The organism is Bradyrhizobium guangxiense, assembly GCF_004114915.1.
Taxonomy (GTDB): domain Bacteria; phylum Pseudomonadota; class Alphaproteobacteria; order Rhizobiales; family Xanthobacteraceae; genus Bradyrhizobium; species Bradyrhizobium guangxiense.
The window spans coordinates 846,873-870,385 of the sequence record NZ_CP022219.1; the positions used below are offsets into that span (position 1 = coordinate 846,873).

Here is a 23,513-nt window from a genome sequence, read left to right on the forward strand (position 1 = left end):
CCGCCTGAATCAACTGAGCCGGCGCGAGGGGCAGGGTTGCACCGGGCGGAGGGGTCGGAGGATTCGGGGTGCCGGCCCTATCAATCCGACAGTCGCGCGATCACTGCAACCGGGCCGCCGCCGGCCGGTCCCTGATGCTCGGCGCCACCGGACACGTAGACCGCGCCGGTACCGGCAAGGCCCGCGATCAGGCCGCCGACCGCTGCGCGGGCGTGGCGTGTCGAGCTGATGTCGGTGTCTTCGAGCATAGTGTGGCGGAAGCCGCGCACGCTGCCATCAGGCGAAGCCTCCGCCTTGGCGAAGATGTTGACGAGCTCGTGGCCCGCGATGCTCTGCGGGGCCACGCCAAGCCCCACGCTGCTCAATGCCGATATCACCGCCGCGGCGTCGATGGCATCCTCCATGACGGCATGCCCGATCACGAACTCGCTCGCTGACGAGGCCGAATTGCCGAGCACGATGACCACATTATGCATCAGCTCGATCCCGGACGAGGTCGAGGCCACCCTGGAGAAAAGATCGTGGCGTCGCAGCACATCCTCGTCGCGGACATCGGAGCCGATCTCGCCGAGCGCGACCGCAACGCCCAGCGCGGAAGCCCCGCGCGAATAGGCCATCGAGCTGTAAGCGTTCGTCGTCGCCGTCTTGTTGCCGCGCGCGTTTGCCGCCGCGACACGCTCGCTGGTCAGCAGCGGGCACTTGATCTGCACAAAATGGACATCCGTGGGATCAGTGATGCCGGCATCCGCCATCGCGGCTTGCACGGCCTTGGCCGTCTCGGTGACCTGCGCGGAGCGGCCGAGCTCCTCGGGCAGGAAGTCCCGCGTGTGCGCCATGCCGATGCCGAGGCGCTTGCCGGAGCGATCCACCGGATCGACATCGAGCCGGCGCGTGAACACCGTGATGTGCGGGCTGAGCACGCCCTCGGTGCCGCCGGACATCACGAAGGCGATGCGTTGCTCGACTGCCTCTGGCGACAGGCCGAGCTTGGGTGCCAGCGCCGTGCACAGCGCGGCCACCGCGTACTCGCGGGTAAAATCGTTGACGCCGCCATTGCCCTCGGTCTTGCCGAGAATGGCGAGGATCGACTCGGGATCGATCGCGCCGGAGCCGATCATGGTCATGAGGCCGGAGACGTCGCCGGGGCCCGTGGTGACGACCTTGAAGACGCCGACCGATGTCGTACGCATGAGTGGTCCCTTGGTTCGGCGGTCCGGCAGTGCAACCAGCCTGGGTAATGGGGCGGCTGTCAAGATACCCAGGCCATCTGCGCCATTCCCGGCGTCGTCCTGGCGAAAGCCAGGACGAGAAGACGATAAAGTCTTCGTATCGTGAACAGCCACCGGCTCCACGAATGTGGCGAGATCGCATCGGTTCAGCAAAAAAATCCTCTGTCGACGGTTGCGCCCCGCACCTTGATGAATCAACCTGGGTTGGTCCATAAGCGGCGTCCCGCGGCCGGTGGTTCGCCCCCGCGCCCGCGTGCTAGGATAGAGGGATTCTCGCGTGGCAAATATCAACCAGAAAATTGCGCAGGAGCTTGGGGTTCGGGCCGAGCAGGTCGAGGCGGCGGTGACGCTGCTCGACGGCGGCGCCACGGTTCCCTTCATCGCGCGCTACCGCAAGGAAGCGACCGGTGCGCTCGACGACGCGCAATTGCGCACTCTGGAGGAGCGCCTGGTCTACCTGCGCGAACTCGAGGACCGCCGCAAGGCCATCCTCGAATCGGTCCGCGAGCAGGGCAAGCTCGATGCCGCGCTCGAAGCCTCGATCATGGCCGCCGACAGCAAGGCGCGCCTGGAGGACATCTATCTGCCGTTCAAGCCGAAGCGCCGCACCAAGGCGGAGATCGCCAAGGAAGCCGGCCTTGAGCCGCTGGCCAACCAGTTGCTCGCCGGGCCCGGCAACGATCCGAAGGTCGTGGCGGAAGGCTTCATCAACGCCGAGAAGGGCGTCGCTGACGCCGCCGCCGCGCTCGACGGTGCCCGCGCCATCCTGGTCGAACGCTTCGACGAGGATGCCGACCTGATCGGCGCCTTGCGCGAGGAGATGTGGACCAATGCGCGCATGGCCTCCAAGGTGCGCGACGGCAAGAAGACCGAGGGCGAGAAATTCGCCGATTATTTCGATTTCTCCGAGCCGCTGACCAAGCTGCCCTCGCACCGCATCCTCGCGATGTTCCGCGGCGAGAAGGAAGAGATCCTCGATCTGCAAATTCAGGCCGAGGCGGAAGCGCCGCCGCCGGGCGTGCCGAGCGCCTATGAGCTCAAGATCATGAAGCGGTTCGGCATTGCCGACCTCAAGCGCGCCGGCGACCGCTGGCTGATCGACACCGTGCGCTGGGCCTGGCGCACCAAGATCCAGGTGCATCTCAACATCGATCTGCGCATGCGGCTGTGGAACTCGGCCGAGACCGAGGCCGTGCGCGTGTTCGCCTCCAACTTGCGCGATCTCCTGTTGGCCGCGCCCGCGGGCACCCGCGTCACCATGGGGCTCGACCCCGGCTACCGCACCGGCGTCAAGGTCGCGGTGGTCGATGCGACCGGCAAGGTGGTCGACACCACTGCGATCTATCCGCACGAGCCGCAGCGGCAATGGAACGAGTCACTGGCGACGCTCGGCCGGCTCGCGATGAAGCACAAGGTCGAGCTGATCGCGATCGGCAACGGCACCGCCTCGCGCGAGACCGACAAGCTCGCGACCGAGCTGGTCAAGGGCCTCGCCGAGCTGAAGATGTCCAAGATCGTGGTGTCCGAAGCCGGCGCGTCGGTTTATTCGGCCTCCGCCTTCGCCTCGGAAGAGCTGCCGGGCCTCGACGTCACCCTGCGCGGTGCGGTCTCGATCGCGCGGCGGCTCCAGGATCCGCTCGCCGAGCTCGTCAAGATCGAGCCCAAGGCGATCGGCGTCGGCCAGTATCAGCACGATCTAGGCCAGGCCAAGCTGGCGAAATCGCTCGATGCCGTGGTCGAGGACTGCGTGAACGCCGTCGGCGTCGACGTCAACACCGCCTCGGCGCCGCTGCTCGCCCGCGTCTCGGGCGTCGGTTCGGGTCTAGCGCAGAGCATCGTGGCGCACCGCGACGCCAACGGCCCGTTCAAGTCGCGCAAGGCGCTCAAGGACGTGCCGCGGCTCGGGCCGAAGGCGTTCGAGCAGTGCGCAGGCTTCTTGCGCATTCTCGGCGGCGAAGATCCGCTCGATGCCTCGGGCGTACATCCGGAAGCCTATCCGGTCGTGCGCCGCATCCTGGCGGCGACCAAGAGCGACATCAAGGCGCTGATCGGCTCTAGCGAGATCGTGCGCACCTTGAAGCCGAAGGATTTCGTCGACGAGACTTTCGGCCTGCCGACCGTCACCGACATCTTGAAGGAATTGGAAAAGCCCGGCCGCGACCCGCGTCCGGCGTTCAAGGCCGCGGTGTTCAAGGAGGGCGTCGAGGAGATCAAGGACCTCAAGAAGGGCATGATCCTCGAGGGCACCGTGACCAACGTCGCCGCCTTCGGCGCCTTCGTCGACATCGGCGTGCACCAGGACGGTCTCGTGCACATCTCGGCGATGTCCAAGACCTACATCAAGGATCCGCGCGAGGTGGTGAAGCCCGGCGACATCGTCAAGGTCAAGGTGCTGGACTTCGAGGTCGCGCGCAAGCGCATCTCGCTGACGCTGCGCCTCGACGACGAGGTCGGGCCTAAGAAGGACGCCCCCGGCATGCAGCGCGACAACAATCAGCGCAACCCGTCGCGCATGACCTCATCGGCGCCGCGCAAGCAGGAGTCGTCTTCCGGTGGCGGCGGCGCCCTCGCTGAGGCGCTGCGCCGCGCGGCGGAGAAGAGCGGCGGCAAGCGGGTGTGAGACTCAATCTCTCTCCCCGTAAGAACAGGGAGAGAGGGTCACAGACCATGGCTTCCTTAACACCCGCGTCAGAATCTGGCGCGTTTGTAAGTTGAAGCTGCCGGTTCCTTGCTCTCATCTGATCCTCCTCGCGCGGCACGGAGACCGTCGCGCTGCAAGGAGGACGTTCCGATGAACAACAGGCTTCTCAAAGGCCTCACGGCGACCGTGATCGCAGCCATGATGGCGGTCGCGCCACCGGCGCTTGCGCGCGGCGGTGGCGGCCATGGTGGCTTTGGCGGTGGCGGTCATTTCGGCGGCGGCATGCACGCTGGCGGATTTGGCGGCATGCGGGCCGGCGGTATGGGCGGTGCACACTTCGCTCACGTCGGCGGGCCGGCCTTCGGCGGGGCCCGCTTCGCGCATGCGGCGATCGGGCCGCGCTTCGCCGGCGCAGGCTGGCACGGCCACCACGGCTTCCATCATCACCACCATTTCGGCCGTTTCGCCGTCTTCGGCGCGCCCTATTTCTACGCCGGCTACGACGACGGCTGCTGGCGCCGGAGCTTGACGCCCTATGGGTGGCAATGGGTCAATGTGTGCGGAGACTATTGGTAGTCGCATCGCCGTTCCGCACCATTGTCGCGGTCGCCACCGGGCGGTTCCGTCCAGCCCCGGAACGGGATAGTCTGGTGGCGATCGTCGCGCGGAGTTTTGCATGACCGGAGGTCACCGTCGCATCCTGGTCGTCGAGGACGATCCGGAAACCGCAGGCCAGCTCGTCGAGGAATTGACGACCTCCGGCTACGACGTCGATCTTGCAGCAACGGGGCGCGAAGCCCTGAGCCACGGCGCCGCGCGCGATTATGCCGTGATCACGATCGATCGGATGCTGCCCGATATCGACGGCATCAGCGTGATGCGGCAATTGCGCGACGACGGCGTCGCCGCGCCGTTCCTGATCATTTCTGCACTGGGCGAGGTCGATGACCGCGTGCGCGGCCTGCGCGCCGGCGGCGACGACTATCTCGTCAAGCCGTTCTCCTTCACCGAATTGCTGGCGCGACTCGAGGCGCTCGGCCGCCGCAGTGAGACCATCGCCAAGGAGACGTTGCTGCGGGTCGGCGATCTCGCCATCGACCTGATCGAGCGGGCTGCGTTCCGCCGCGGCCGCAAGATTTCGCTGCTGCCGCGCGAGTTCCAGCTGCTTGAGTATCTCGCGCGCAACGAGGGCAGGGTCATTTCCCGTGCCATGCTGCTCCAGCATGTCTGGGACCTGCATTTTGATCCCTCCACCAACATCATCGACGTCTATGTCGGGCGCGTGCGCCGCAAGGTCGATGATGCCCAGGCCTATCCGCTGATCCACACCATCCGCGGCATCGGATATTGCCTCCGTGCTCCTGGCTAAGACGCTCCGCTCCTCGACCTTCCGTCTGGCGCTGATCGCGATCGCGGCATTCGGGCTGATCGTCGCGACGATCATGGCCTATGTCTATTTCGGAACGCTGGCCTATGTGGAGAGCCGGCTCGGCGCCGCCGTCGATCACGACGGTTTCATCGGCACGATCGAGTTCGCGATGGCCGCCGTTGCCGGACTGCTGCTCGTGCTCGCCGGCCTTGCGGCCGTGCTGGTGACGCGGCGTACGGTGGGGCGGATCGAGGAGATCAATGCCACCAGCCGTGCCATCATGCTCTCCGGCCTCGACCGGCGGATCCCCTTGCGCGGCAGCAACGACGAGTGGGACCGTGTTGCCGAAAACCTCAACCAGATGCTCGATCGCATCGAGACGCTGATGGGCGAGGTCAAGCAGGTCAGCGACAACGTCGCCCATGATCTGCGCACGCCATTGACGCGCATGCGCGGCCGGCTGGAAAAGGCCTATCACCACGAGCGCAACAGCGAGGCCGATGCCGCGCTGATCGGCGACACCATCGCCGATCTCGACGCCGTGCTCGGCATGTTCGCGTCCATCACCCGGATCTCCGAGATCGAGACCCGCGCCCGCACCGGCGCCTTCCGCGCGCTCGACCTCGCCGAGATCGCCGGCGAGGTGGTCGAGCTCTACGATGCCGCCGCCGAGCAGGTTGCGACAAGGCTCAGCCTTGCCGGAGACCGCCGGGTAGCGGTCACCGGCGATCGCGACCTGCTGTTCGATGCCATCGCCAACCTCGTCGACAATTCGATCAAGCACGGTCGCAAAGGCGGGCAGGTGACCGTGACGTGCCGCAGCATTGATGGCGGCGCGGTGATCGCCATCGCCGATGATGGTCCGGGCATTCCGGCCGACCAGCAGGATCACGTCTTCAAGCGCTTTTACCGGCTCGAGCAGAGCCGTTACACGCCGGGCAACGGACTCGGCCTCAGTCTCGTCGCCGCGGTCGCGCGCCTCCATGGCGCCGAGATCGTGTTGCGTGACAACGCGCCGGGGCTGACGGTCGAGCTCAGCTTCCCCGCGACGTCATAGCTCGATGACGCCGCGGCGCGCCGCATGCGCCACCGCATCGGTGCGGCCGGTGGCGTCCAGTTTGTCGAGCAGCGAGCCGACATGGAATTTGACGGTGTGCACGGAGATGCCGAGCCGCCGCGCGATCATCTTGTTGGAGGCGCCCTCGGCCATCAGCGCCAGCACGTCGAGCTCGCGCTGCGTCAGCGCGATGTCCGCAGGGCTGACACGTGGGTCGCGGGCGACGACCGTGGCGGTGGCCTGCTCGCCGGGCCCGGCAAGACGCAGCCCGGCGACATTACCGAGCAGCGCCGTCAGGCGGTCGGCGAGGGCGGGATCGTCGACCTCCAGGGCGAGCACGATCTCCGGCGCCTTGTCCGCGCTCACGCCTCCGGCCTTTCGCCGATCGTGACCTTGAAGCTGATCGGCTCGCCGCCGCGGCGCGCCGCGACGTCGACGACCGCGCCGACGCTTGCCGGTCCCAGGGAGCGCGACAGCGCGCGCACGCCGGACAGCTTCTGGTCGTTGACCCCTATGATCACGTCGCCCTGGCGGATGCCGGCCGCGGCGGACGGCCCGGCCTTGTCGACATTCATCACCATCGCGCCGATGCCGTCATCGAGCCGGACGGGCTGCAGCCCGAGGCCGAGATATCCCCGCGCGATGCGGCCGCGCGTCTCCAGCTGGGCCGCAGCGCGCTCGATTGTCGCCGTCGGGATCACCAGAACGCGCCGCGGGCCGAGCACGGCCATGCCGAAAGCTTGCCCCGATGCATCGAGCGCCACGCCGCCCTGCTGGCTTTCGCGCAGGCGGACGTCGAGCTCGATCCGCGCATCGATCTCGCCGCCGCGCAAGGAGCGCCAGCCGTTGCCGGATGCCGACACCATCCCGAGCGCCGCGCTCGGCGTCTCGCGGTTGGTGGCGACCACGATCGACAAGGCGCCCAGCGGCGGGACGATCGCTGCAAGCTTGACCGGGGTTGTCGCGACGTCGGCGCGGAGCAGCGCGATGTCGGTGGTGTGATCGCGGCCGGCGATCGTGGCGGGGACCCTGCTGCCGTCGGAGAGGCCGATCTCGACCTCGCCCTCGTCGGCCAGCGCCTCGTCGGCGGTGACGATCAGGCCGGGTTTCCAGACGAAGCCGGTCGCGCGGGCACGATGCGAATGCACGGAGACGACGGACGGCGCTGCGCGCGCCACCACGTCCGCGAACGCGGACGACAGTGAGGATAGGGGAGTTGGGGCGGTCATGGCGGCCTCCTGTATGTTGCCCTCAATCTGGGATGCCGCGAGGAAACGCGAAACTGGCCTGGTGGCCAGGACTGGCGGTCCGTAGGAGCACGGCCGACGAACATGTGATTGGGAAGAGCTCACGGGAACGTGTAGCAATCCCGAAATTGCGCCCCACGGCCTCAAGGATTTCGGCGAGAGCCTGCAGCGCGTTCGAGGACGGTATCCTCGTCCGACCAGGTCCAGCGTCCGCCTCCACCGCGTTTGGCGACGTAGAGGGCGCGGTCGACTCGCTCCAGCAGCTGCGAGGCCTTCGCTGCGGTCACCGCGCCGGTGCTGACGAGAATGCCAGCGCTCGCCGCGATGCGGACCGGAATGTCCGCCAGCAGGAATGGCATCGAGAGATCGCGAATGGCCTGGCGCGCCAGCGCGAGCGCCTCCTTGCGGCCGTCGTCGCCTGCCGCAACCGGCCTGAGCATCAGGAACTCGTCGCCGCCGAAACGTGCTGCGATGCCGCCGCCGCCGACGCAGAGCGACAGCCGCTCCGCCACCTGACGCAGCAGGTCGTCGCCGGCTTGATGGCCGTGACGGTCGTTGATCGGCTTGAAGCCGTCGAGATCGATGGCGACGATGGCGAAGTCGCCCTGTGTGTCTGCCAGCGTCTGGAAGAACGCGGCGCGGTTCGGCAGTCCCGTGAGGAAGTCGTGGGTGGCCTGCCGCGCCAGGCGGTGCTTGGCTTCGAGGCGCTCCACGAAAGCGGCGCTGAGGTGCTTGGAGGCCTCGCGCAGGGTCAGCCAGAAGAACACCAGCATGATGGCGCCGATCTTGTAGGCGAATTCGGGCCTCAACAGGCCGCCGACGATGGTCGGCAGCAACAGGACGGCCGCCGTGTTGAGGATGATCCACGGACGGATCGCCGCGCGCGAAACCATGCCGACGCAGAACGACATCGAGAGCCCGAACGCGATCCAGGCACCGGGGGCGTCGTCGATCTCGAGCGCGCGATAGGAGAGCAGGCCGAGCGCAAGGCCGAAGGCGGAGGCGCCGGCCCCGTAAAGCCGTTCCCAGCGGATCACGTCGGCATCGGAGAATTGAGCCGCGCGCGACCGGTAGCGGAACAGGGAATAGATGCGGGCCGCGGCCGTGATGAAGATGAAGAGCGAGATCGCGGCGTAGCCGATATCGCCGCTCATAACGGTCAACGCCACGGCACCCGTCACCGAGGTGACGCCGATGGCGAACACCTGCGGTAGCGATGTGTACAGGAGATCGACGAGCTCGCGCCGAATGCGCGGATCGGGATGCAAATACCTGGACAGCACTGTGAGAGGCATGCCGGCACCATCGCCGTCACTCCCTAACATAGGGTAGGAGAGTGACGCGACATGCTAGCCGGCGTGCAACATCCTTAAGGAGTGGTCAATGCCAAACTTGCCGACGATTTCCTCGCATGTTAGCAGCGATTGACGAGGCCTTGCAGCGCCCCGATGTCCTGGGAATCTTGCCCGCCATGTCCGAATTTCGCGGTGTCTTCCCCTATCTGGTCTCACCCGTCGATGCCGGCGGCATCGTGCGCACCGAAGTCCTCGGCAAGCTCTGCGACGACTTGATCGGCGCCGGGGTGCACGGCTTGACGCCGCTCGGCTCGACCGGCGAATTCGCCTACCTCAATGCGGCGCAACGCAGCGCGGTCGTGCAGACCACGATCGAGGCCGCGAAGGGCCGCGTGCCTGTCGTGGCGGGCGGCGCCTCGACCTCGACGGCGGACGCGGTGGCGCAGGCGAAAGCGTACCAGAAGTGTGGGGCCGACGGCATCCTCGCGATCCTGGAAGCGTATTTCCCGCTCGCTGACGCCCAGGTCGGATCCTACTTCCGGGCCATTGCGGATGCCGTCGATATTCCCGTCGTCATCTACACCAACCCGCAATTTCAGCGCTCCGATCTGACGCTCGACGTCATCGCGAGCCTCGCCGAGCATCCGCGCATCGGCTACATCAAGGATGCCTCGACCAACACGGGCCGGCTGCTCTCGATCATGAACCGCTGCGGGGACGCCTTGCGCGTGTTCTCGGCCTCAGCCCATATTCCGGCTGCGGTGATGCTGATCGGCGGGCTCGGGTGGATGGCGGGACCTGCTTGCATCATCCCGCGCCAGAGCGTCATGCTCTACGAGCTCTGCAAGGCCGGCCGTTGGGACGAGGCCATGGTGCTCCAGCGCCGGCTCTGGCGCATCAACGAAGCCTTCGCCCGCTTCAACCTCGCCGCCTGCATCAAGGCGGGGCTTGCGATCCAGGGCTACGACGTCGGCGCCCCCATTCCGCCGCAGGCCCCGCTGACGGCGGACGCGCGCAAGGTCGTGGAAGCGGCGCTGCGGGAGCTGGCGTAGCTGTCATTCCGGGGCGTCCGCAGGACGAACCCGGAATCTCGAGATTCTCAGGTGCGCAATTGCGCACCATAGTTCGATGCTGCGCATCGCCCCGGAATGACGGTGGCTTTGGGGACATGCCGAAATCGTGGATATCCCGCCCAAAACCGCGACTGGTGCGCCGTTGGTCGATCCGCTAAAAGGCTGCCCGCAGTTTCGAAAAGACCCTGAGGACCCCACGGAATGAACATTCTTCCCGGCAATTTGCGTTTCGGAGCGGGCCAGCCCGTCAAGCGTTTGGAAGACCAGCGGCTGCTCACCGGGAAGGGGCAATTCATCGACGACAAGCCGCAAGACGGCGCGCTGTGGTTGCACGTGCTGCGCTCGCCGCATGCCCACGCCAAGATCGCCTCGATCGACACCAGCGCCGCGGCCGCGATGCCCGGCGTCACTGCGATCTATACCGGGGCCGATCTCGTCAAGGACGATATCGGCAGCATCCCGACCCTCAGCATCTTCAAGCGCCCCGACGGCAAGCCGATGACGGTGCCGCCGCGCCGTCTGCTGGCCCATGAGGTCGTGCGCTACGCCGGCGAAGCGGTGGCCGCCGTTGTGGCTGCCTCCCGCGCGGAAGCGCAAAGCGCGGCCGAGGCGATCGTCGTCGAATATGACGTGCAGCCGGCAGTGGTCGATCCCGCCGAAGCCGTCAAGCCTGGCGCGCCCGTGGTCTGGCCGGAAGCGCCCGACAACATCGTCGGCGCGATGTCCTACGGCGATGCCGCCAAGGTCGACGAGGCGTTTGCCAAGGCCGCGCATACGGTCGAGCTCGATCTCGTCAGCCAGCGCCTCGTTCCCTCCGCGATGGAGCCGCGCTCGACCATTGCCGAGATCGACAAGAAGTCAGGCCGTCTCCTGCTGCACGTGCAATCGCAGACGCCGGCCTCGACCCGCGACGTGCTGGCTGAGGCCGTGCTGAAGCGTCCCAAGGACAGCGTGCGCGTGCTGGTCGGCGACATCGGCGGCGGCTTTGGCCAGAAGACCAACCTCTATCCCGAGGACGGCATCGTCGCCTACGCCGCGACCAAGCTGAACAAGAAGATCCGCTGGCGCGGTGACCGCACCGACGAGTTCGTCGGCGGCACTCACGGCCGCGATCTTACCTCCACGGCGTCCTTCGCGCTGGACGAGAAGGGCAAGGTGCTGGCCTATCGCGTCAAGTCGATCGGCTGCACCGGCGCCTACTCCTCGGGCGCGGCGAATATCATCCCGTTGGTGCTCGGGCCGTTCGTGCAGACCGGCGTCTATGACCTGCCGCTGGTGCATTTCGAGGTGCAGTCGGTGATGACCCACACCGCGCCGGTCGGCGCCTATCGCGGCGCGGGTCGCCCTGAAGCGGTGTTCATCGTCGAGCGCCTGTTCGACGCCGCTGCGCGAAAAATCGGCATGGATCCGCGTGCGATCCGCAAAGCCAACTACATCAAGCCGGCGCAGCTGCCCTACACCAATGCGGCAGGGCAAGTCTACGATTCCGGCGCGTTCGCGCATATGCTCGACCGCGCCGTGAAGCTCGCGGACTGGGACGGCTTTGCCGCGCGCAAGAAGGCGGCGAAGAAGAAGGGCCTGCTCTACGGCCGCGGTCTCACCTCCTACATCGAATGGACCGGCGGCCGTGCCCATACCGAGAAGGTCAGCCTGCACGCCACCTCGCAAGGCCGCGTCGTGCTGCATTCCGGCACCATGGCGATGGGGCAGGGCTTGCAGACCACCTACACCCAGATGATCTCCGACACGCTCGGCATTCCCATGGAGAAGATCGACGTGGTGCAGGGCGACACTGATCTTGCCATGGGTTTCGGCAGCGTCGGCTCGCGTTCGCTGTTCGTGGGCGGCACCGCGGTCGCGGTCTCCTCCAATGATCTGATCCAGAAGGCGCGCGAGAAGGCGGCGAACGTGCTGGAGACCTCGATCGAGGACATCGAGTATCAGGGCGGCATGCTCACCGTGGTCGGCACCGACCGCCGCATCAGCCTGTTCGATCTCGCCGAGAAGGAGAGCGGTGCCAAGCTCAGCGTCGATTCCGAAGGCGAGGTCGACGGGCCGAGCTGGCCGAACGGCACGCATATCTGCGAGGTCGAGATCGATCCGGAGACCGGGGTCTCCAAGGTCGTGCGCTACACCACGGTCGACGACGTCGGCGTCGCCGTGAACCCGATGCTGGTCACCGGCCAGATCCATGGTGGCGTCGCGCAAGGCATCGGCCAGGCGCTGTATGAGGGCGCGTCCTATGACGCTGACGGCCAGCTGCTGACCGCGAGCTACCAGGACTACTGCATCCCGCGCGCCGACGACGTCCCGCCGATTGTAGTGACGCTGGACGATTCCGCGCCCTGCCGCACCAATCCGCTCGGCGCCAAGGGCTGCGGCGAATCCGGCGCCATCGGCGGCCCGCCCTGCGTCACCAACGGCGTGATGGACGCACTCGCCGAGCTCGGCATCACCCAGCTCAATACGCCGCTGACGCCGCAGAAGATCTGGCAGGCGATCAGGGACGCGAAGGCAGCGGGTTAGCCGCAGCGCTTTGTTGCGCTGGTTGTCGCGGCACATTTAACTGTCGTCCCGGACAAGCGCGCCATAAGCGCGCGCCGATCCGGGACCCATAGCCACAGGGAGTGGTTGTGGCGCCAAGTCGGTAACTCCGAGTCCCCGTAACCGCATCTTCCTGTGGCTATGGGTCCCGGATCTGCGCTTACGCTTGTCCCGGACGACGGCGGAGGGGGCGCGCCAGGTTGGCTAAATCCCCAGCATCATCTTCGCGATGATATCGCGCTGGATCTCCGAGGTGCCGCCGAAGATGGTGTAGGCGCGGCCGTTGAGATATTCCGGCACCACCGTCAGCATCTCCTCGGGCGTCGCCGGCTCGTGGTTGAGCTTGTAGAGCGGGCGCATCGGCTCGATGGCGAGCGCGTCGTGACCGATCACGTCGACACCCAGCCGCGTCACGGCTTTGCGGATCTCGCTGTTGCGCAGCTTCAGGATCGACGACACCGCGCCGGGATTCTGTCCCGTCTGCAGCGCCGAGAGCACGCGCAGCTCGGTCATCTCCAGCGCGTCGATGTCGATCTCGACCTCGGAGATCCGCGTCGCGATATCGGGACTGTCGATGGCGCGGCCCGTCAAATCGGACTCGGCAAGATCGGCGATCGCCTTCAGCCCCTCGCGCAGCTTGGCCGAGGCAATGCCCGAGCCGCGCTCGAACTCGAGCAGATATTTGCCGTAGGTCCAGCCCTTGCCTTCGTCGCCGACGCGGTTGGCCACGGGGACGCGCACGTCGTCGAAGAACACCTGGTTGACCTCGTGGTCGCCGCCGATGGTGAGGATGGGGCGGGTGGTGATGCCCGGCGTCTTCATGTCGATCAGGATGAAGCTGATGCCGTCCTGCTGCCGCGGCCCGTCGCTGGTGCGCACCAGCGCGAACATGCGGTTGGCATGGTGCGCATGCGTGGTCCAGATCTTGGTGCCGTTGATGATGTAGTCGTCGCCGTCGCGCACCGCGCGCGTCTTCAGCGAGGAGAGATCCGAGCCGGAGCCCGGCTCGGAATAGCCCTGGCACCAATAATCCTCGCCGGAGAGAATCCGCGGCAGGTAGAAATTCTTCTGCCCCGGCGAGCCGAAGCCGATGATGACGGGCCCGACCATCTTCACGCCCATGACATTGACATTGGGCACGCCGGCGCGAGCACATTCGGTTTCGAAGATCCAGCGCTGCGCCGGCGTCCAGTCCGGCCCGCCATATTCGACCGGCCAGCCCGGCGCGCCCCAGCCATTGGCGTGCAGCGCGCGTTGCCAGGCCATGCCGATGTCAGGATCGGAGAACACCGACGGCGTCAGCGCGGTCGCGCGCTTCATCTCCTCGGTGAGGTTCTTGGCGATGAAGCCGCGCACCTCGCTCTGGAAGGCGCGCTCCTCGGCATTGAAACTGAGGTCCATGAGGCTCTCCCGGTGTCAGGCCCTGCGGCCAAGCTCGGCGTGGCGGGCATAATGATGCGCGCTGCCGCCGAACAGCGTGTCGAAGGCGACGAGCCGCTTGAAATAGGCGCCGACCTCCAGCTCCTCGGTGACGCCCATGCCGCCGTGAAGCTGGATCGACTGCTCGCCGACGAAGCGCGCGCATTTGCCGATCTTCGCCTTCGCGCCCGACGCGGCCCGCGCCCGCTCGATCGGCGCAGCTTCCAGCTTCAGCGCAGCCCGCAGCGCCATCGAGCGCGCCTCGTCGACCTGCATCGCCATGTCGGCGAGGCGATGGCGGATCACCTGGTTGGCCGAGAGCGGCCGGCCGAACTGCTTTCTGATCTTGGTGTATTCGAGCGTGGTCTCCAGCAGCGTCTGCATGATGCCGATCGCTTCCGCACCCAACGCGGCCATGGCACCATCCACCGCCCATTCGATCGCCGGCAGCGCATCGCGGCCGTCGCCGAGCAGCGCGTCCTCGGGCAGATGCACGTCGGACAGCTCGATGTTGCAGGCACGCCCGCCGCCGAGGCGGGCGTAGTCGGAGATGCCGAGGCCCGGCGCCGTTGCCGGCATCACGAACAGGCCGATCCGCCCCGAGGGCCCATGATGGTCGTGCAGAGTTGCGGAGACGATGATCTCATCGGCGGCGTGGCCGTCGAGCACCGCGATCTTGCTGCCGGAAAGGCGCCAGCCTTGCGCCGTCTTGTTGGCGCTGGTTGCGACCTTGGCGAGATCGAACCTTGCCGCGCGCTCGGAATGCGCAAACGCAAGCTTCAGTGATCCGTCCGCGACCTTGGGCAGGCTCGCCTCCTTCTGCTCCGCGGTGCCGCATCTGGCGATCAGCGCGGCGCCCAGCACCACGGTCGCGACATAGGGCTCCGATACCAGCCCGCGGCCGAAGGCTTCCATCAGGATGCCGATCTCGACCGCGCCGCCGCCGAGCCCGCCGAGCTCTTCGGGCAGCGGCAGCGCCAGCCAGCCGAGCTCGGCGAATTGCTTCCACACCGCAGGGCTGAAGCCGAGCGGATCGTTTGCCATCTTGCGGCGATGATCGGCATCATAGCTGCCGGCCACAAAGCGCTCCGCGCTGTCGCGCAGCAGCTTCTGCTCGTCGCTGAGATTGAGGTCCATGGCGTCTACTCCGCCGCCGCGGGCGGCTTGCGCACGGAGGGATGCAGGCCGGATGGATCGACGATCATGCCGAACTCCTGAAGATTATGGGCGTGGCAGAGCTGGTGCAGGGCGAAGGCCTGGTCGATCGCGGCAGGCTGGCCCATCACGTCAACCGAGCGGTTGACCGCTTCCTTGGTCAGCTTGAGTGCGAAGGACGGCTTTGCCGCGATCCGGCGTGCCAGCTCCAGCACGCGTGATGACAGTTCCGCGCGCGGCACGACCTGATTGACCATTCCGAGCTGGTGCGCTTCTAGCGCGCTCCAGCTGTCGGCCGTGAACAGGAACTCCTTGGCCTTGCGCGGGCCCAGCTCCCAGGGGTGCACGAACCATTCGACGCCGCAGACGCCCATGGTCACGACGGGGTCGCAGAACTGGGCGTCGTCGCTGGCGATGATGAGGTCGCAGGCCCAGGCCAGCATCAGCCCGCCGGCGATGCACTTGCCGTGCACCTCGGCAATGGTCGGCTTTGCCAGGTTGCGCCAGCGCCGCGTGATCTGGAGATAAATTTCCTGCTCGCGCGCGAACCGGCCGTGCGCGTTCGGCTCGGCGAAACCGCCCCAATTGCCGATCGGTGGAAAATCGACGCCGGCGGCGTTCTTGCCGCCGGGACGGAGGTCATGACCGGAGGAGAAGTGCGGGCCGTTCCCGGCGAGAATAATCACCTTGACCGCATCATCCTGCACCGCCGCATCGAAGGCGGCGTTGAGGTCGTAGGTCATTTGCAGGTTCTGCGCGTTGCGGGCCTCGGGCCGGTTCATCACGACCCGGGTGATCGCGGGCTCAGGCCTCTCCACGAGGACGGTCTCGAACGAGGTCATGACGTTCCCCTTGGCTTTTCCGCTTTGTTTGGCGGGAGTTGACTATGTCGGCCTGCGATAGGCAAGAGGCTTGCGTCAGCCGGCTGGAGCGCCCCATCCACCGCAGTCATTCCGGGATGGTCCGAAGGACCAGACCCGGAATCTCGAGATTCCGGGTTCGCTTCGCGCCCCGGAATGACATCGGCAAGCTGGCGTCTTGCGTGTCCCATCTGGTAATTTGCACCAGATTCCACCGGGAGAAATTTGATGCGCAAGATCCTGACCGTGCTGGCAGCGCTGGCCTCGCTGAGCCTTACCAATTGCGGCTACAACGCGATCCAGAGCGAGGACGAGCAGATCAAGGCCAACTGGTCCGAGGTCGTGAACCAGTATCAGCGTCGTGCCGACCTCGTGCCCAATCTCGTCAACTCGGTGAAGGGCTTTGCGCAGCAGGAGAAGGACGTCCTGCTCGGCGTCACCAATGCGCGCGCTAAGGTCGGCAGCATCCAGGCGACCCCGGAAGTGCTGAACGATCCGGCGGCCTTCCAGAAATTCCAGGCCGCCCAGGGCGAGCTCTCCAGCGCTCTTTCGCGCCTGCTGGTCGTCACCGAGAACTACCCGCAGCTGAAGTCCGATGCGTTGTTCAAGGATTTGATGTCGCAGCTCGAGGGCACCGAGAACCGCATCACGGTAGCGCGCAACCGCTACATCAAATCGGTGCAGGACTATAACGTCACCATCCGTTCCTTCCCGAGCAACCTCACCGCGATGATGTTCGGCTACAAGGAGAAGCCGAACTTCACGGTCGAGAACGAGAAGGCGATCTCGACCGCGCCGAAGGTGGATTTCAATCCGGCGCCCGCGCCGTCGAAGTAGCTGCTCGCCGTTTTGCGAATGTGCCAAGCTTCACACTCCGTCGTCATTCCCCGCGTAAGCGGGGAATCCAGTACGCCGCGGCCTCTCCGTATCCCGCCGGCGTTTCTGGAATACTGGATCGCCCGGTCAAGCCGGGCGATGACAGCGAGGTTGTCTTGTTCGGCCTTCACCGCGGCTGTCCTCGCCGTAGCGCTACTCCTCGCCGTTGCCTTTCCCGCCTTGGCCGAGGTCGCCGTCCCCCAGCTCACCGGCCGCGTGGTCGATCAGACCGGCACGCTGTCGAGCAGCGACATCGCCTCCCTGTCGCAGAAATTGCGTGACTTCGAGGCGCGCAAGGGCAGCCAGATCGCCGTGCTGATCGTGCCGACCACGCAGCCGGAGACGATCGAGCAGTTCTCGATCCGCGTCGCGGAGGGCTGGAAGATCGGGCGCAAGAAGGTCGACGACGGCGCGATCCTCGTCGTTGCCAAGAACGACCGGCATTTGCGCATCGAGGTCGGCTACGGCCTCGAGGGCGCGCTCACCGACGTCACCTCGCGGCGCATCATCGACGAGGACATCACGCCCAAGTTCAGGAGCGGCGATTTCGCCGCCGGCATCGGCGCGGGCGTCGACCGCATGATGCGGGTGATCGACGGCGAGCCGCTGCCGTCGCCATCGCGCAGCGTCAACTTCGCCCATAATCTGGACGACCTCGCCCCGGTCTTTGCCGTGGCGCTGTTCGCCTCGATCGGCGTCGGCGGGTTCTTCCGCGCGATCCTGGGACGGCTGCTCGGCTCGTTGGTGACCGGCGGCATCATCGCGGCGGTGACCTGGTTCATCCTCGGCTCCGCGGCGCTCGCCGCGGCCGTCGGCGTGCTCGGCTTCATCATCGGATTTATCGCTGATCTGTTTTCGGCGATCACGCCAGGCACGGGCCGCTCGCGCGGCGGCTCCTGGTCGAGCGGCTCATCGGGAGGCGGCTGGAGCAGCGGATCGTCCAGCGACAGCGGCGGCTTCAGTGGCGGTGGCGGCAGTTTTGGCGGCGGCGGTGCCTCGGGGAGCTGGTAGGACATGAGCATCAAGCGCATTGCCAGGCATCTCGTGCAGCATCATTGGCGGGCGAAGCAGATTTTCCCGCAAGCCGTACTCGACCGCATCGAGCAGGCGATCAAGCAAGGCGAAGCCACTCATTCCGGCCAGGTCCGCTTCGTGGTCGAAGGCGCACTCGACGGCGTGCCGCTGTTTCGCAACCAGCCGGCGCGAGCGCGCGCGCTCGACGTGTTCTCGCATCTGCGCATCTGGGATACCGCACACAATAACGGCGTCCTGATCTATCTCCTGCTCGCCGACCGCGATGTGGAGATCATCGCCGATCGCGGCATCGACGCGAAGGTCGGCGCTGCGGGCTGGGAGAGCATCTGCCGCGCGATGGAAGCCGAATTCAGCTCGAACCAGTTCGAGCGCGGCGTGATCGCCGGCATCGCAGCGGTGTCGCGCGAGCTGGCAAAGCACTTCCCGCCGCAGGGACCGCATGCGAACGAGCTGCCGGATGCGCCCGTCGTGATGTGACCGGAGCGCGCGTCGCGTGCTCCGTTATTGCTCTCTGACCGTCACCCTGAGGTGCTCGCCTCTTCGGCGAGCCTCGAAGGGCGCGGCCCGGCTGCGGCAGCTTGGCCGTTCATCCTTCGAGGCTCCGCGCGCACTGCTTCGCAGCGCACGCCTCGCACCTCAGGATGACGGGTGGGGAGTTGTGCCGGGCTTTACGCATTCCGCCGCCGTTCATCTTGGCCGGTTACAAATTGTTTCACGCCCGCCACACCGGTTCCATCTTCCCGGCTCAATTCGGCCCCGGATAACTTCCTAAAATTTCGGTAAGCGGGTCCTGAGGTAAGGATTTCGCAAGCAATGAAAGTTACCAAAAGGTCAATCCAGAGCGGAGTATTTGAACTGTGAGCGAACCAATGGCTGAGCAGGCTGCCCAGGATAACAGCGTCGTCGAAACAGGAACGACCGCGCCGCAGGCTGTCGAGGCTGCCGGGATCGACGCCCCCTCGATCGCGCCCGACCACGAGGCGCCGCCCAAACCGGATCCGGTGAAGGTCGAGCCGCCAAAGATCGAGGCTTCGAAGCTCGAGGCTTCGAAGGTCGAGGTGCCGACGGTCGAGGCCAAAGCCGAGACCAGGCCCGAGCCGAAGCCCGGCAAGCTCATCGTCATGGCGCCCTCGGATCGCTCGTGGAACGGCTCTTGGGACCGCGAGGATTTTGCTCCGCATATGAAGGCAGACGAGCCGCGCGAGGCCGGCAGCAAGCGCCGGCTCTCGGCCATGGCCGCGGTTGTGGCGATTGCCGCCGGCGTCGGCGCGATCAGCGGCGCGCTCGCAACCGCTGGCATGATGCACTTCGCAAGCCCGGCCCAGGCGCCGGTCCAGGTCGCCGACACCAGCGCGCTCGATGCTTCCGTCGCGCGGATCGATGCCGATCTCGTCGCGCTGAAGGCCAATGTCGAGCAAAGCTCGAAGACCGGCGTCAGCCAGATCAACCGGGCCAATGACCGCCTCGACAAGCTCGAGAGGGCGCAGGCCGAGCCGATGGCCAAGATCGCCAAGCTGTCCGAGACCATCGACAAGCTTCGCGCCGCGCCGCCCGCAGCCCCTGCGCAGGCCGCGGCTGCCGCGCCCGCGAAGGAGACCACCGGCTCGATCGCGCCGACGCAGGTTGCGGCCGCAGCGCCCGTGCCCGCCGCGCCCAAGACCGAGGTCGGCCGTCTGCCGACGATCGAGGGCTGGCGGCTGCGCAACGCCGCCAATGGCGGTGCGCTGATCGAGGGCCGCGACGGCCTCTACGAGGTCTATCCCGGCGATCCCATCCCCGGGGTGGGCCGTGTCGACGCCATCCGCCGCCAGGACGGCCGCTGGGTGGTCGTCACCAGCAGGGGCCTGATCGTCTCGCGCTGAGCGTTCGATCTCCAACTTCCAAGGGGCGCTTCACCACCGCGTGAAGCGCCTTTTTACTTGAATAGGCCTCCCGCCGCGGTGTTACCTCAGGCATGAGCCGCGCGTTGCGAATTCTCGTTCTGGCCGCCGTGTTGCTTGGCGGTGCCGCCTCGCCGTCGGCAGCGGAGACCGCGCAGCTTTTGCGCGGCACGGCCATCACCGATCCCGATCTCCTGCGCAACCTTGACCAGAGCGGCGCCCTCACACTGTCGCACCTGTTGCAGCCCGATCGGACGTTCGAGGCGCCGCTGACCAATGACCTCATGTTCTCGCGGTTACCGCTGCTTGCGTCAATTCCGCCCGCGATCGACGCGGAGCTCGACCGCTACGTTGCGCGGCAGAAGGCGGCCTATCCGACCGAGACCATCGGCGTCGGCGAGGGCTATGACGTGCAGCTGTTCGACCGCGCCAATCTGACATCCGCCGACACGCGCTTCGTGCTGGCCGGCATCGTCAACCGCATGGACCGCGCCTATGTCGACGAAGAGTCCTGCGGCGAGATCCGGCTGATCTACCGTCTCGCGCGTTTCGACACCAAGCCTGACGGCGGCAAGACCGCGGCGCGGCTGCCGATGACACTCAATCTGGTGATGAAGGCGCGCGATGCACGGCAGACGGCCGGGAACGGCAAGCCGGTCAGCTGCGCCGAGATCGCGCGGCGGTGGCTCGACAACGGCAACTGGCAGGAGCTGATCCGCGGTCGAGACGACGCCATGCTCGATCGCATCGAGACCAACATTCAGGTCTCCATCGCGCCGAAATCGGCGCTGCATGATTTCCGCTCCGACTATCTGCTCAAGGTGTTCAAGTACAACGCGGCCACGAAGCAGTTCGAGGAAGCGGCGCTGGAGAACCAGATCGACCGTGACCGCATCCTCGCCGACGATGCGCTCCGACGCGACTTCAAGGCCTGGCTGCTCGCACCCGAGAACTTGCGCGAGTTTGATCGCGGCACGGTGCTGATCCCGGAAAAATTCCTGGCCAGGGCTGCGGTGGTGCCGACACCCGTCGGCCTCGATGCCTCCGCCCTGCAGCCGGAGTTCGGCATGATGCAAGGAGAGGGAAAAGGCGAGGGGAGCGGCGATCCGGTCTTCACCGACAACGACGTCGTCGGCGCGTTGAAGCAGGCCGCCGCGCGCGGCGAGATTCAGAACATCCGCTCGGTTGCGGGCTTCCAGCGCCGTCTCAACGACGTCACCTGCGCCGGCTGCCACCAGACCCGCGGCATCGGCGGCTTCCACTTCCCTGGTGTCGACTGGCTCGCCGACAAGCCGTCCAATTCCACCATCGTGCCGGCTTCGCCGCATTTCGTCGGCGATCAGCTCCGCCGCCGCGACATCCTGACCGCGTTCGCCGCGGGCAAACGTCCTGATTTCTCACGCGGATTTGCCAGCCGGCCGCAGACCCGCGGCAGCCGGGAGCTGGCCGGCAGCGAATACCAGGACGGCTGGGGCGCCCATTGTTCCCTGCAAGATGCGGGATCAGGAACGCGAGATGAGAGTTTTACGTCATGGAGCTGTGCTAACGGTCTCACCTGTCAGGCTGCCGCGGCCTCGCGCCGCATCGGCATGTGCTTCATCAAGACGCGTTAGCGCGTGATCCGCAAAAGGGTCACGGGCAAGACAAAGCTTGTTCGATTTGGATGACCCATGACGGATACCGGCAATGCCAACAAGGCGCGCAATCGCCAGATCGCGCGGAACGAGGAAGCCAAGCAGGTCACCGGCAGCGCCCGCGTCAGCATCTGGGCGATTGCGGTGGCCGTCATCATCGGCGGCATTCTGTTCACGCTCGGCTGGCTGTCGCTGAGGTGAGCTGCGAATTTTTCGCCCGGGTGAGGGCAAGGAATCCTTACTTCGCGTAATTCGTCATTCGCTGTCCCGGCAGCAGCTCGTAGGCCGACTTCCAGCCGGGCAGGGCGGCCACGCGGCCGAGCCAGGCGCGGATGGCGGGATGGCTCGTGGCGAAATCGAAGCCGTGCTCGTCGCTGGGATAATGCAGATAGGCCATCATCGAGATATCGGCGACCGTGGGCCTTGCCCCGATCGCGAAGTCATTGTGCTGGAGATGTCCGTCGAGGATGCCGAGAAAATCTTCGAGCCGCCGGCGAAAATGCTTCAGCACCTGCGGATCGTTCTTCTCGCTGAAGGCGCGCATGAAGCGATAGGTTGCCATGTAGCCAGTGAGCTTGTGGTTGTCCCAGAACAGCCAGCGCAAGAGCTCGAATTTTTCAGCCTCCGTCTCGGCGCCGAAGCGGCCATACTGTTCGGCGAGCTTCAAGAGCAGCGGCGCAGTCTGCGTCATCTTCACGCCGTCGATCTCGAGCACGGGAATCTCGCCCATCTCGTTGACGGCCTTGCGCCACTCCGGAGTGCGCGTGACGCCGCCGGCAAAATCGGTCCACACCGGCTCGAAGGTCTCGCCGCAAAGCGTGAGCATCAGGGCCAGCTTGTAGCTGTTGCCTGATTCGGGGAAGTAGTGCAGGCGGTAGAGCGGCATGGGACCTCGCGACGCGTGTTTGTTGCTGCGAGTAAATAGCGAGTTTGCCCCAGGAAGCGATGGCGCTACCCGACCGCCCCCGATCCGCGCAGCTGCTTGATCGCGGCTTCATCGTATCCCGCGTCACGCAAAATCTCGTCACTGTGCTCGCCCACCGCGGGCGGCTTGCGCGGCTGCACCTTCTTGGCTCCGTCGATCCAGATCGGGCTGTTGATGGTGAGCATGGTGTCGTTCTCGAACGGCACCAGCACCTCGTTGTCGAGCATCTGCTTGTCGTTCGGGATGTCGTCCAAAATGGCGACGACGCCGAACACGAGGCCGTTGCCGTCGAGGATTTTTCGCCATTCGGCAAGGTCCTTTGTCGCAAACGTCTCGTCAAAAATCCTGATCAGCTCCACCGAGCGGGCGTGACGGTCGGTTTTGGTCGCGAAGCGGGGATCGGTGACGAGGTCTTCGCGTCCCAAGCACTTCGCCAGCGCCGGAAACTGTTTCTCCTCGTTCAGCAGCGACAGGATCAGCCAGCGGCCGTCCTTGCACTGATAGTGATTGGCGACCGCGTTGAGCGCGCGCTCGCGCGGGCGCCGCTCGCCGAACTTGGCGCCGCAGAGCTTGGCCTGCGCCAGCACGCTCGCCGCCCATACGCCGTTCGCCATCAGGTTGGAGGCGACATGCGATCCCTTGCCGGTCTTCTCGCGCTGATACAGCGCGGTGACGATGGCACCGTAGAACGCCATGGCGCAGGGATGGTCGCCCATGCCTGCGACGGAACGCGCCGGCGTGGTGCCGGTGTCGGCGCGGACGAGGTCCATCAGGCCGGAGCGCGCCCAATAGGCGTTGCTGTCGAAGCCGGGCTTGTTGGCCTCTTCGCCCTTCTCGCCATAGCCGGTGAAGGAGGCGTAGATCAGCCGGTCGTTGAGATGGGCGAGATGGTCATAGGTGATGCCGAGCTTGGCGCGCACCGGCGGCGGCATGTTGGTGATGAAGACGTCGGCCTCTTCCACCAGTCTGTAGAGCACCGCCTGCGCCTCGGGCTTGGCGAGGTCGAGCGCGATGCTCTTCTTGTTGCGCGCTTCCAGCAGCCAGGCGAAATTGTGCTCGCCGGTGGGATAGCCCGGCAGGTTTGGCAGGTTGCGATAGGGATCTCCGGCGCCGGGCGGTTCGATCTTGATGACGTCGGCGCCGAAATCCGACAGCACGGTCGCGGCCGCGGGCGCTGCGATGAAGCTCGCGCAATCCAGAACTTTCAGGCCTGAAAAGATGCCTTTTTCCATCGCAGCGTCGCTCCCTCGCTCTTGTCGTTTCCCGCGCGCTGG

At 66.2% G+C, this 23,513-nt stretch carries 21 protein-coding genes; 12 read left to right on the forward strand and 9 right to left on the reverse strand.

Going from position 1 to position 23,513, the window contains the following annotated elements:
- Positions 1–80 precede the first annotated feature (80 nt).
- On the reverse strand, positions 81–1,190 hold the full coding sequence (gene atzD, locus X268_RS04090; protein ID WP_128923733.1) for a cyanuric acid amidohydrolase: 1,110 nt from the start codon (positions 1,188–1,190) through the stop codon (positions 81–83).
- 316 nt (positions 1,191–1,506) lie between these two features.
- Between atzD and X268_RS04095 the strand changes: the two genes are divergently transcribed.
- The 4 genes from X268_RS04095 to X268_RS04110 all read left to right on the forward strand — a co-directional run bounded on the left by X268_RS04095 (position 1,507) and on the right by X268_RS04110 (position 6,296).
- On the forward strand, positions 1,507–3,849 hold the full coding sequence (locus tag X268_RS04095) for a Tex family protein (RefSeq protein WP_128923734.1): 2,343 nt from the start codon (positions 1,507–1,509) through the stop codon (positions 3,847–3,849).
- Between the two features lie 171 nt (positions 3,850–4,020).
- A complete protein-coding gene (locus tag X268_RS04100) occupies positions 4,021–4,446 on the forward strand; it encodes a hypothetical protein (protein WP_128923735.1) in 426 nt (141 codons plus the stop codon).
- 100 nt (positions 4,447–4,546) lie between these two features.
- Positions 4,547–5,239, forward strand: coding sequence for a response regulator transcription factor (locus X268_RS04105; protein ID WP_128923736.1), 693 nt, complete (start codon positions 4,547–4,549; stop codon positions 5,237–5,239).
- Positions 5,226–6,296 carry a sensor histidine kinase gene (locus X268_RS04110; RefSeq protein ID WP_128923737.1) on the forward strand — a complete coding sequence of 357 codons (1,071 nt, stop codon included), beginning with the start codon at positions 5,226–5,228 and terminating at the stop codon, positions 6,294–6,296. Before X268_RS04105 ends, X268_RS04110 begins: the two co-directional genes overlap by 14 nt.
- Here X268_RS04110 and X268_RS04115 read toward each other — a convergent pair.
- The 3 genes from X268_RS04115 to X268_RS04125 form a co-directional block, all read right to left on the reverse strand.
- Positions 6,291–6,662: a response regulator transcription factor gene (locus X268_RS04115; RefSeq protein ID WP_128923738.1), complete on the reverse strand. Its 372-nt coding sequence runs from the start codon at positions 6,660–6,662 to the stop codon at positions 6,291–6,293. The genes X268_RS04110 and X268_RS04115 overlap by 6 nt on opposite strands.
- Positions 6,659–7,525, reverse strand: coding sequence for a S1C family serine protease (locus X268_RS04120; RefSeq protein ID WP_128923739.1), 867 nt, complete (start codon positions 7,523–7,525; stop codon positions 6,659–6,661). Before X268_RS04120 ends, X268_RS04115 begins: the two co-directional genes overlap by 4 nt.
- Before the next feature lie 161 nt (positions 7,526–7,686).
- The gene (locus tag X268_RS04125) at positions 7,687–8,838 is read right to left on the reverse strand and encodes a GGDEF domain-containing protein (RefSeq protein ID WP_128923740.1); all 1,152 of its coding nucleotides are present in this window, start codon (positions 8,836–8,838) and stop codon (positions 7,687–7,689) included.
- A 176-nt stretch (positions 8,839–9,014) separates the two neighbouring features.
- Here X268_RS04125 and X268_RS04130 point away from each other — a divergent pair, with 176 nt between their 5' ends.
- On the forward strand, positions 9,015–9,890 hold the full coding sequence (locus X268_RS04130; protein ID WP_128923741.1) for a dihydrodipicolinate synthase family protein: 876 nt from the start codon (positions 9,015–9,017) through the stop codon (positions 9,888–9,890).
- Positions 9,891–10,112: 222 nt separating this feature from the next.
- A complete protein-coding gene (locus X268_RS04135) occupies positions 10,113–12,437 on the forward strand; it encodes a xanthine dehydrogenase family protein molybdopterin-binding subunit (protein ID WP_128923742.1) in 2,325 nt (774 codons plus the stop codon).
- A gap of 222 nt (positions 12,438–12,659) precedes the next feature.
- Here X268_RS04135 and X268_RS04140 read toward each other — a convergent pair whose 3' ends face one another.
- From X268_RS04140 to X268_RS04150, 3 genes are read right to left on the reverse strand one after another with little or no spacing between them, the layout of a single operon-like run.
- Entirely contained in the window at positions 12,660–13,856 is a 1,197-nt protein-coding gene (locus X268_RS04140) for an acyl-CoA dehydrogenase family protein (RefSeq protein WP_128923743.1), read from the reverse strand.
- Positions 13,857–13,871: 15 nt separating this feature from the next.
- Positions 13,872–15,011 carry an acyl-CoA dehydrogenase family protein gene (locus X268_RS04145; protein ID WP_128923744.1) on the reverse strand — a complete coding sequence of 380 codons (1,140 nt, stop codon included), beginning with the start codon at positions 15,009–15,011 and terminating at the stop codon, positions 13,872–13,874.
- A 5-nt stretch (positions 15,012–15,016) separates the two neighbouring features.
- Positions 15,017–15,871 carry an enoyl-CoA hydratase gene (locus X268_RS04150; RefSeq protein ID WP_128923745.1) on the reverse strand — a complete coding sequence of 285 codons (855 nt, stop codon included), beginning with the start codon at positions 15,869–15,871 and terminating at the stop codon, positions 15,017–15,019.
- A gap of 246 nt (positions 15,872–16,117) precedes the next feature.
- Between X268_RS04150 and X268_RS04155 the strand changes: the two genes are divergently transcribed.
- From X268_RS04155 to X268_RS39210, 6 genes are all read left to right on the forward strand, one after another.
- Positions 16,118–16,726, forward strand: coding sequence for a LemA family protein (locus tag X268_RS04155; RefSeq protein WP_128923746.1), 609 nt, complete (start codon positions 16,118–16,120; stop codon positions 16,724–16,726).
- Between the two features lie 138 nt (positions 16,727–16,864).
- Positions 16,865–17,776: a TPM domain-containing protein gene (locus X268_RS04165; protein ID WP_164937515.1), complete on the forward strand. Its 912-nt coding sequence runs from the start codon at positions 16,865–16,867 to the stop codon at positions 17,774–17,776.
- A 3-nt stretch (positions 17,777–17,779) separates the two neighbouring features.
- The gene (locus X268_RS04170; RefSeq protein ID WP_128923748.1) at positions 17,780–18,277 is read left to right on the forward strand and encodes a TPM domain-containing protein; all 498 of its coding nucleotides are present in this window, start codon (positions 17,780–17,782) and stop codon (positions 18,275–18,277) included.
- A 392-nt stretch (positions 18,278–18,669) separates the two neighbouring features.
- A complete protein-coding gene (locus tag X268_RS04175; RefSeq protein WP_164937516.1) occupies positions 18,670–19,662 on the forward strand; it encodes a hypothetical protein in 993 nt (330 codons plus the stop codon).
- A 92-nt stretch (positions 19,663–19,754) separates the two neighbouring features.
- Positions 19,755–21,293, forward strand: a complete 1,539-nt coding sequence (locus X268_RS04180; protein ID WP_128923750.1) for a hypothetical protein — start codon at positions 19,755–19,757, stop codon at positions 21,291–21,293.
- Positions 21,294–21,350: 57 nt separating this feature from the next.
- Positions 21,351–21,515, forward strand: coding sequence for a hypothetical protein (locus tag X268_RS39210; protein WP_164937517.1), 165 nt, complete (start codon positions 21,351–21,353; stop codon positions 21,513–21,515).
- A 37-nt stretch (positions 21,516–21,552) separates the two neighbouring features.
- On the opposite strand, the gene X268_RS04185 is transcribed toward X268_RS39210, so the two are convergent.
- Positions 21,553–22,200, reverse strand: coding sequence for a glutathione S-transferase family protein (locus X268_RS04185; RefSeq protein ID WP_128923751.1), 648 nt, complete (start codon positions 22,198–22,200; stop codon positions 21,553–21,555).
- A 65-nt stretch (positions 22,201–22,265) separates the two neighbouring features.
- Positions 22,266–23,471, reverse strand: coding sequence for a CaiB/BaiF CoA transferase family protein (locus X268_RS04190; RefSeq protein WP_128923752.1), 1,206 nt, complete (start codon positions 23,469–23,471; stop codon positions 22,266–22,268).
- Positions 23,472–23,513: the final 42 nt, after the last annotated feature.

What these genes read in the sequence shown, in the direction of transcription:
- atzD (WP_128923733.1), bottom strand. Translation starts at nt 1,190, where the DNA reads ATGCGTACGACATCGGTCGGCGTCTTCAAGGTCGTCACCACGGGCCCC.
- X268_RS04100 (WP_128923735.1), top strand. Translation starts at nt 4,021, where the DNA reads ATGAACAACAGGCTTCTCAAAGGCCTCACGGCGACCGTGATCGCAGCC.
- X268_RS04105 (WP_128923736.1), top strand. Translation starts at nt 4,547, where the DNA reads ATGACCGGAGGTCACCGTCGCATCCTGGTCGTCGAGGACGATCCGGAA.
- X268_RS04120 (WP_128923739.1), bottom strand. Translation starts at nt 7,525, where the DNA reads ATGACCGCCCCAACTCCCCTATCCTCACTGTCGTCCGCGTTCGCGGAC.
- X268_RS04125 (WP_128923740.1), bottom strand. Translation starts at nt 8,838, where the DNA reads ATGCCTCTCACAGTGCTGTCCAGGTATTTGCATCCCGATCCGCGCATT.
- X268_RS04130 (WP_128923741.1), top strand. Translation starts at nt 9,015, where the DNA reads ATGTCCGAATTTCGCGGTGTCTTCCCCTATCTGGTCTCACCCGTCGAT.
- X268_RS04135 (WP_128923742.1), top strand. Translation starts at nt 10,113, where the DNA reads ATGAACATTCTTCCCGGCAATTTGCGTTTCGGAGCGGGCCAGCCCGTC.
- X268_RS04140 (WP_128923743.1), bottom strand. Translation starts at nt 13,856, where the DNA reads ATGGACCTCAGTTTCAATGCCGAGGAGCGCGCCTTCCAGAGCGAGGTG.
- X268_RS04145 (WP_128923744.1), bottom strand. Translation starts at nt 15,011, where the DNA reads ATGGACCTCAATCTCAGCGACGAGCAGAAGCTGCTGCGCGACAGCGCG.
- X268_RS04150 (WP_128923745.1), bottom strand. Translation starts at nt 15,871, where the DNA reads ATGACCTCGTTCGAGACCGTCCTCGTGGAGAGGCCTGAGCCCGCGATC.
- X268_RS04155 (WP_128923746.1), top strand. Translation starts at nt 16,118, where the DNA reads ATGCGCAAGATCCTGACCGTGCTGGCAGCGCTGGCCTCGCTGAGCCTT.
- X268_RS04165 (WP_164937515.1), top strand. Translation starts at nt 16,865, where the DNA reads ATGACAGCGAGGTTGTCTTGTTCGGCCTTCACCGCGGCTGTCCTCGCC.
- X268_RS04170 (WP_128923748.1), top strand. Translation starts at nt 17,780, where the DNA reads ATGAGCATCAAGCGCATTGCCAGGCATCTCGTGCAGCATCATTGGCGG.
- X268_RS04175 (WP_164937516.1), top strand. Translation starts at nt 18,670, where the DNA reads ATGGCTGAGCAGGCTGCCCAGGATAACAGCGTCGTCGAAACAGGAACG.
- X268_RS04180 (WP_128923750.1), top strand. Translation starts at nt 19,755, where the DNA reads ATGAGCCGCGCGTTGCGAATTCTCGTTCTGGCCGCCGTGTTGCTTGGC.
- X268_RS39210 (WP_164937517.1), top strand. Translation starts at nt 21,351, where the DNA reads ATGACGGATACCGGCAATGCCAACAAGGCGCGCAATCGCCAGATCGCG.
- X268_RS04185 (WP_128923751.1), bottom strand. Translation starts at nt 22,200, where the DNA reads ATGCCGCTCTACCGCCTGCACTACTTCCCCGAATCAGGCAACAGCTAC.
- X268_RS04190 (WP_128923752.1), bottom strand. Translation starts at nt 23,471, where the DNA reads ATGGAAAAAGGCATCTTTTCAGGCCTGAAAGTTCTGGATTGCGCGAGC.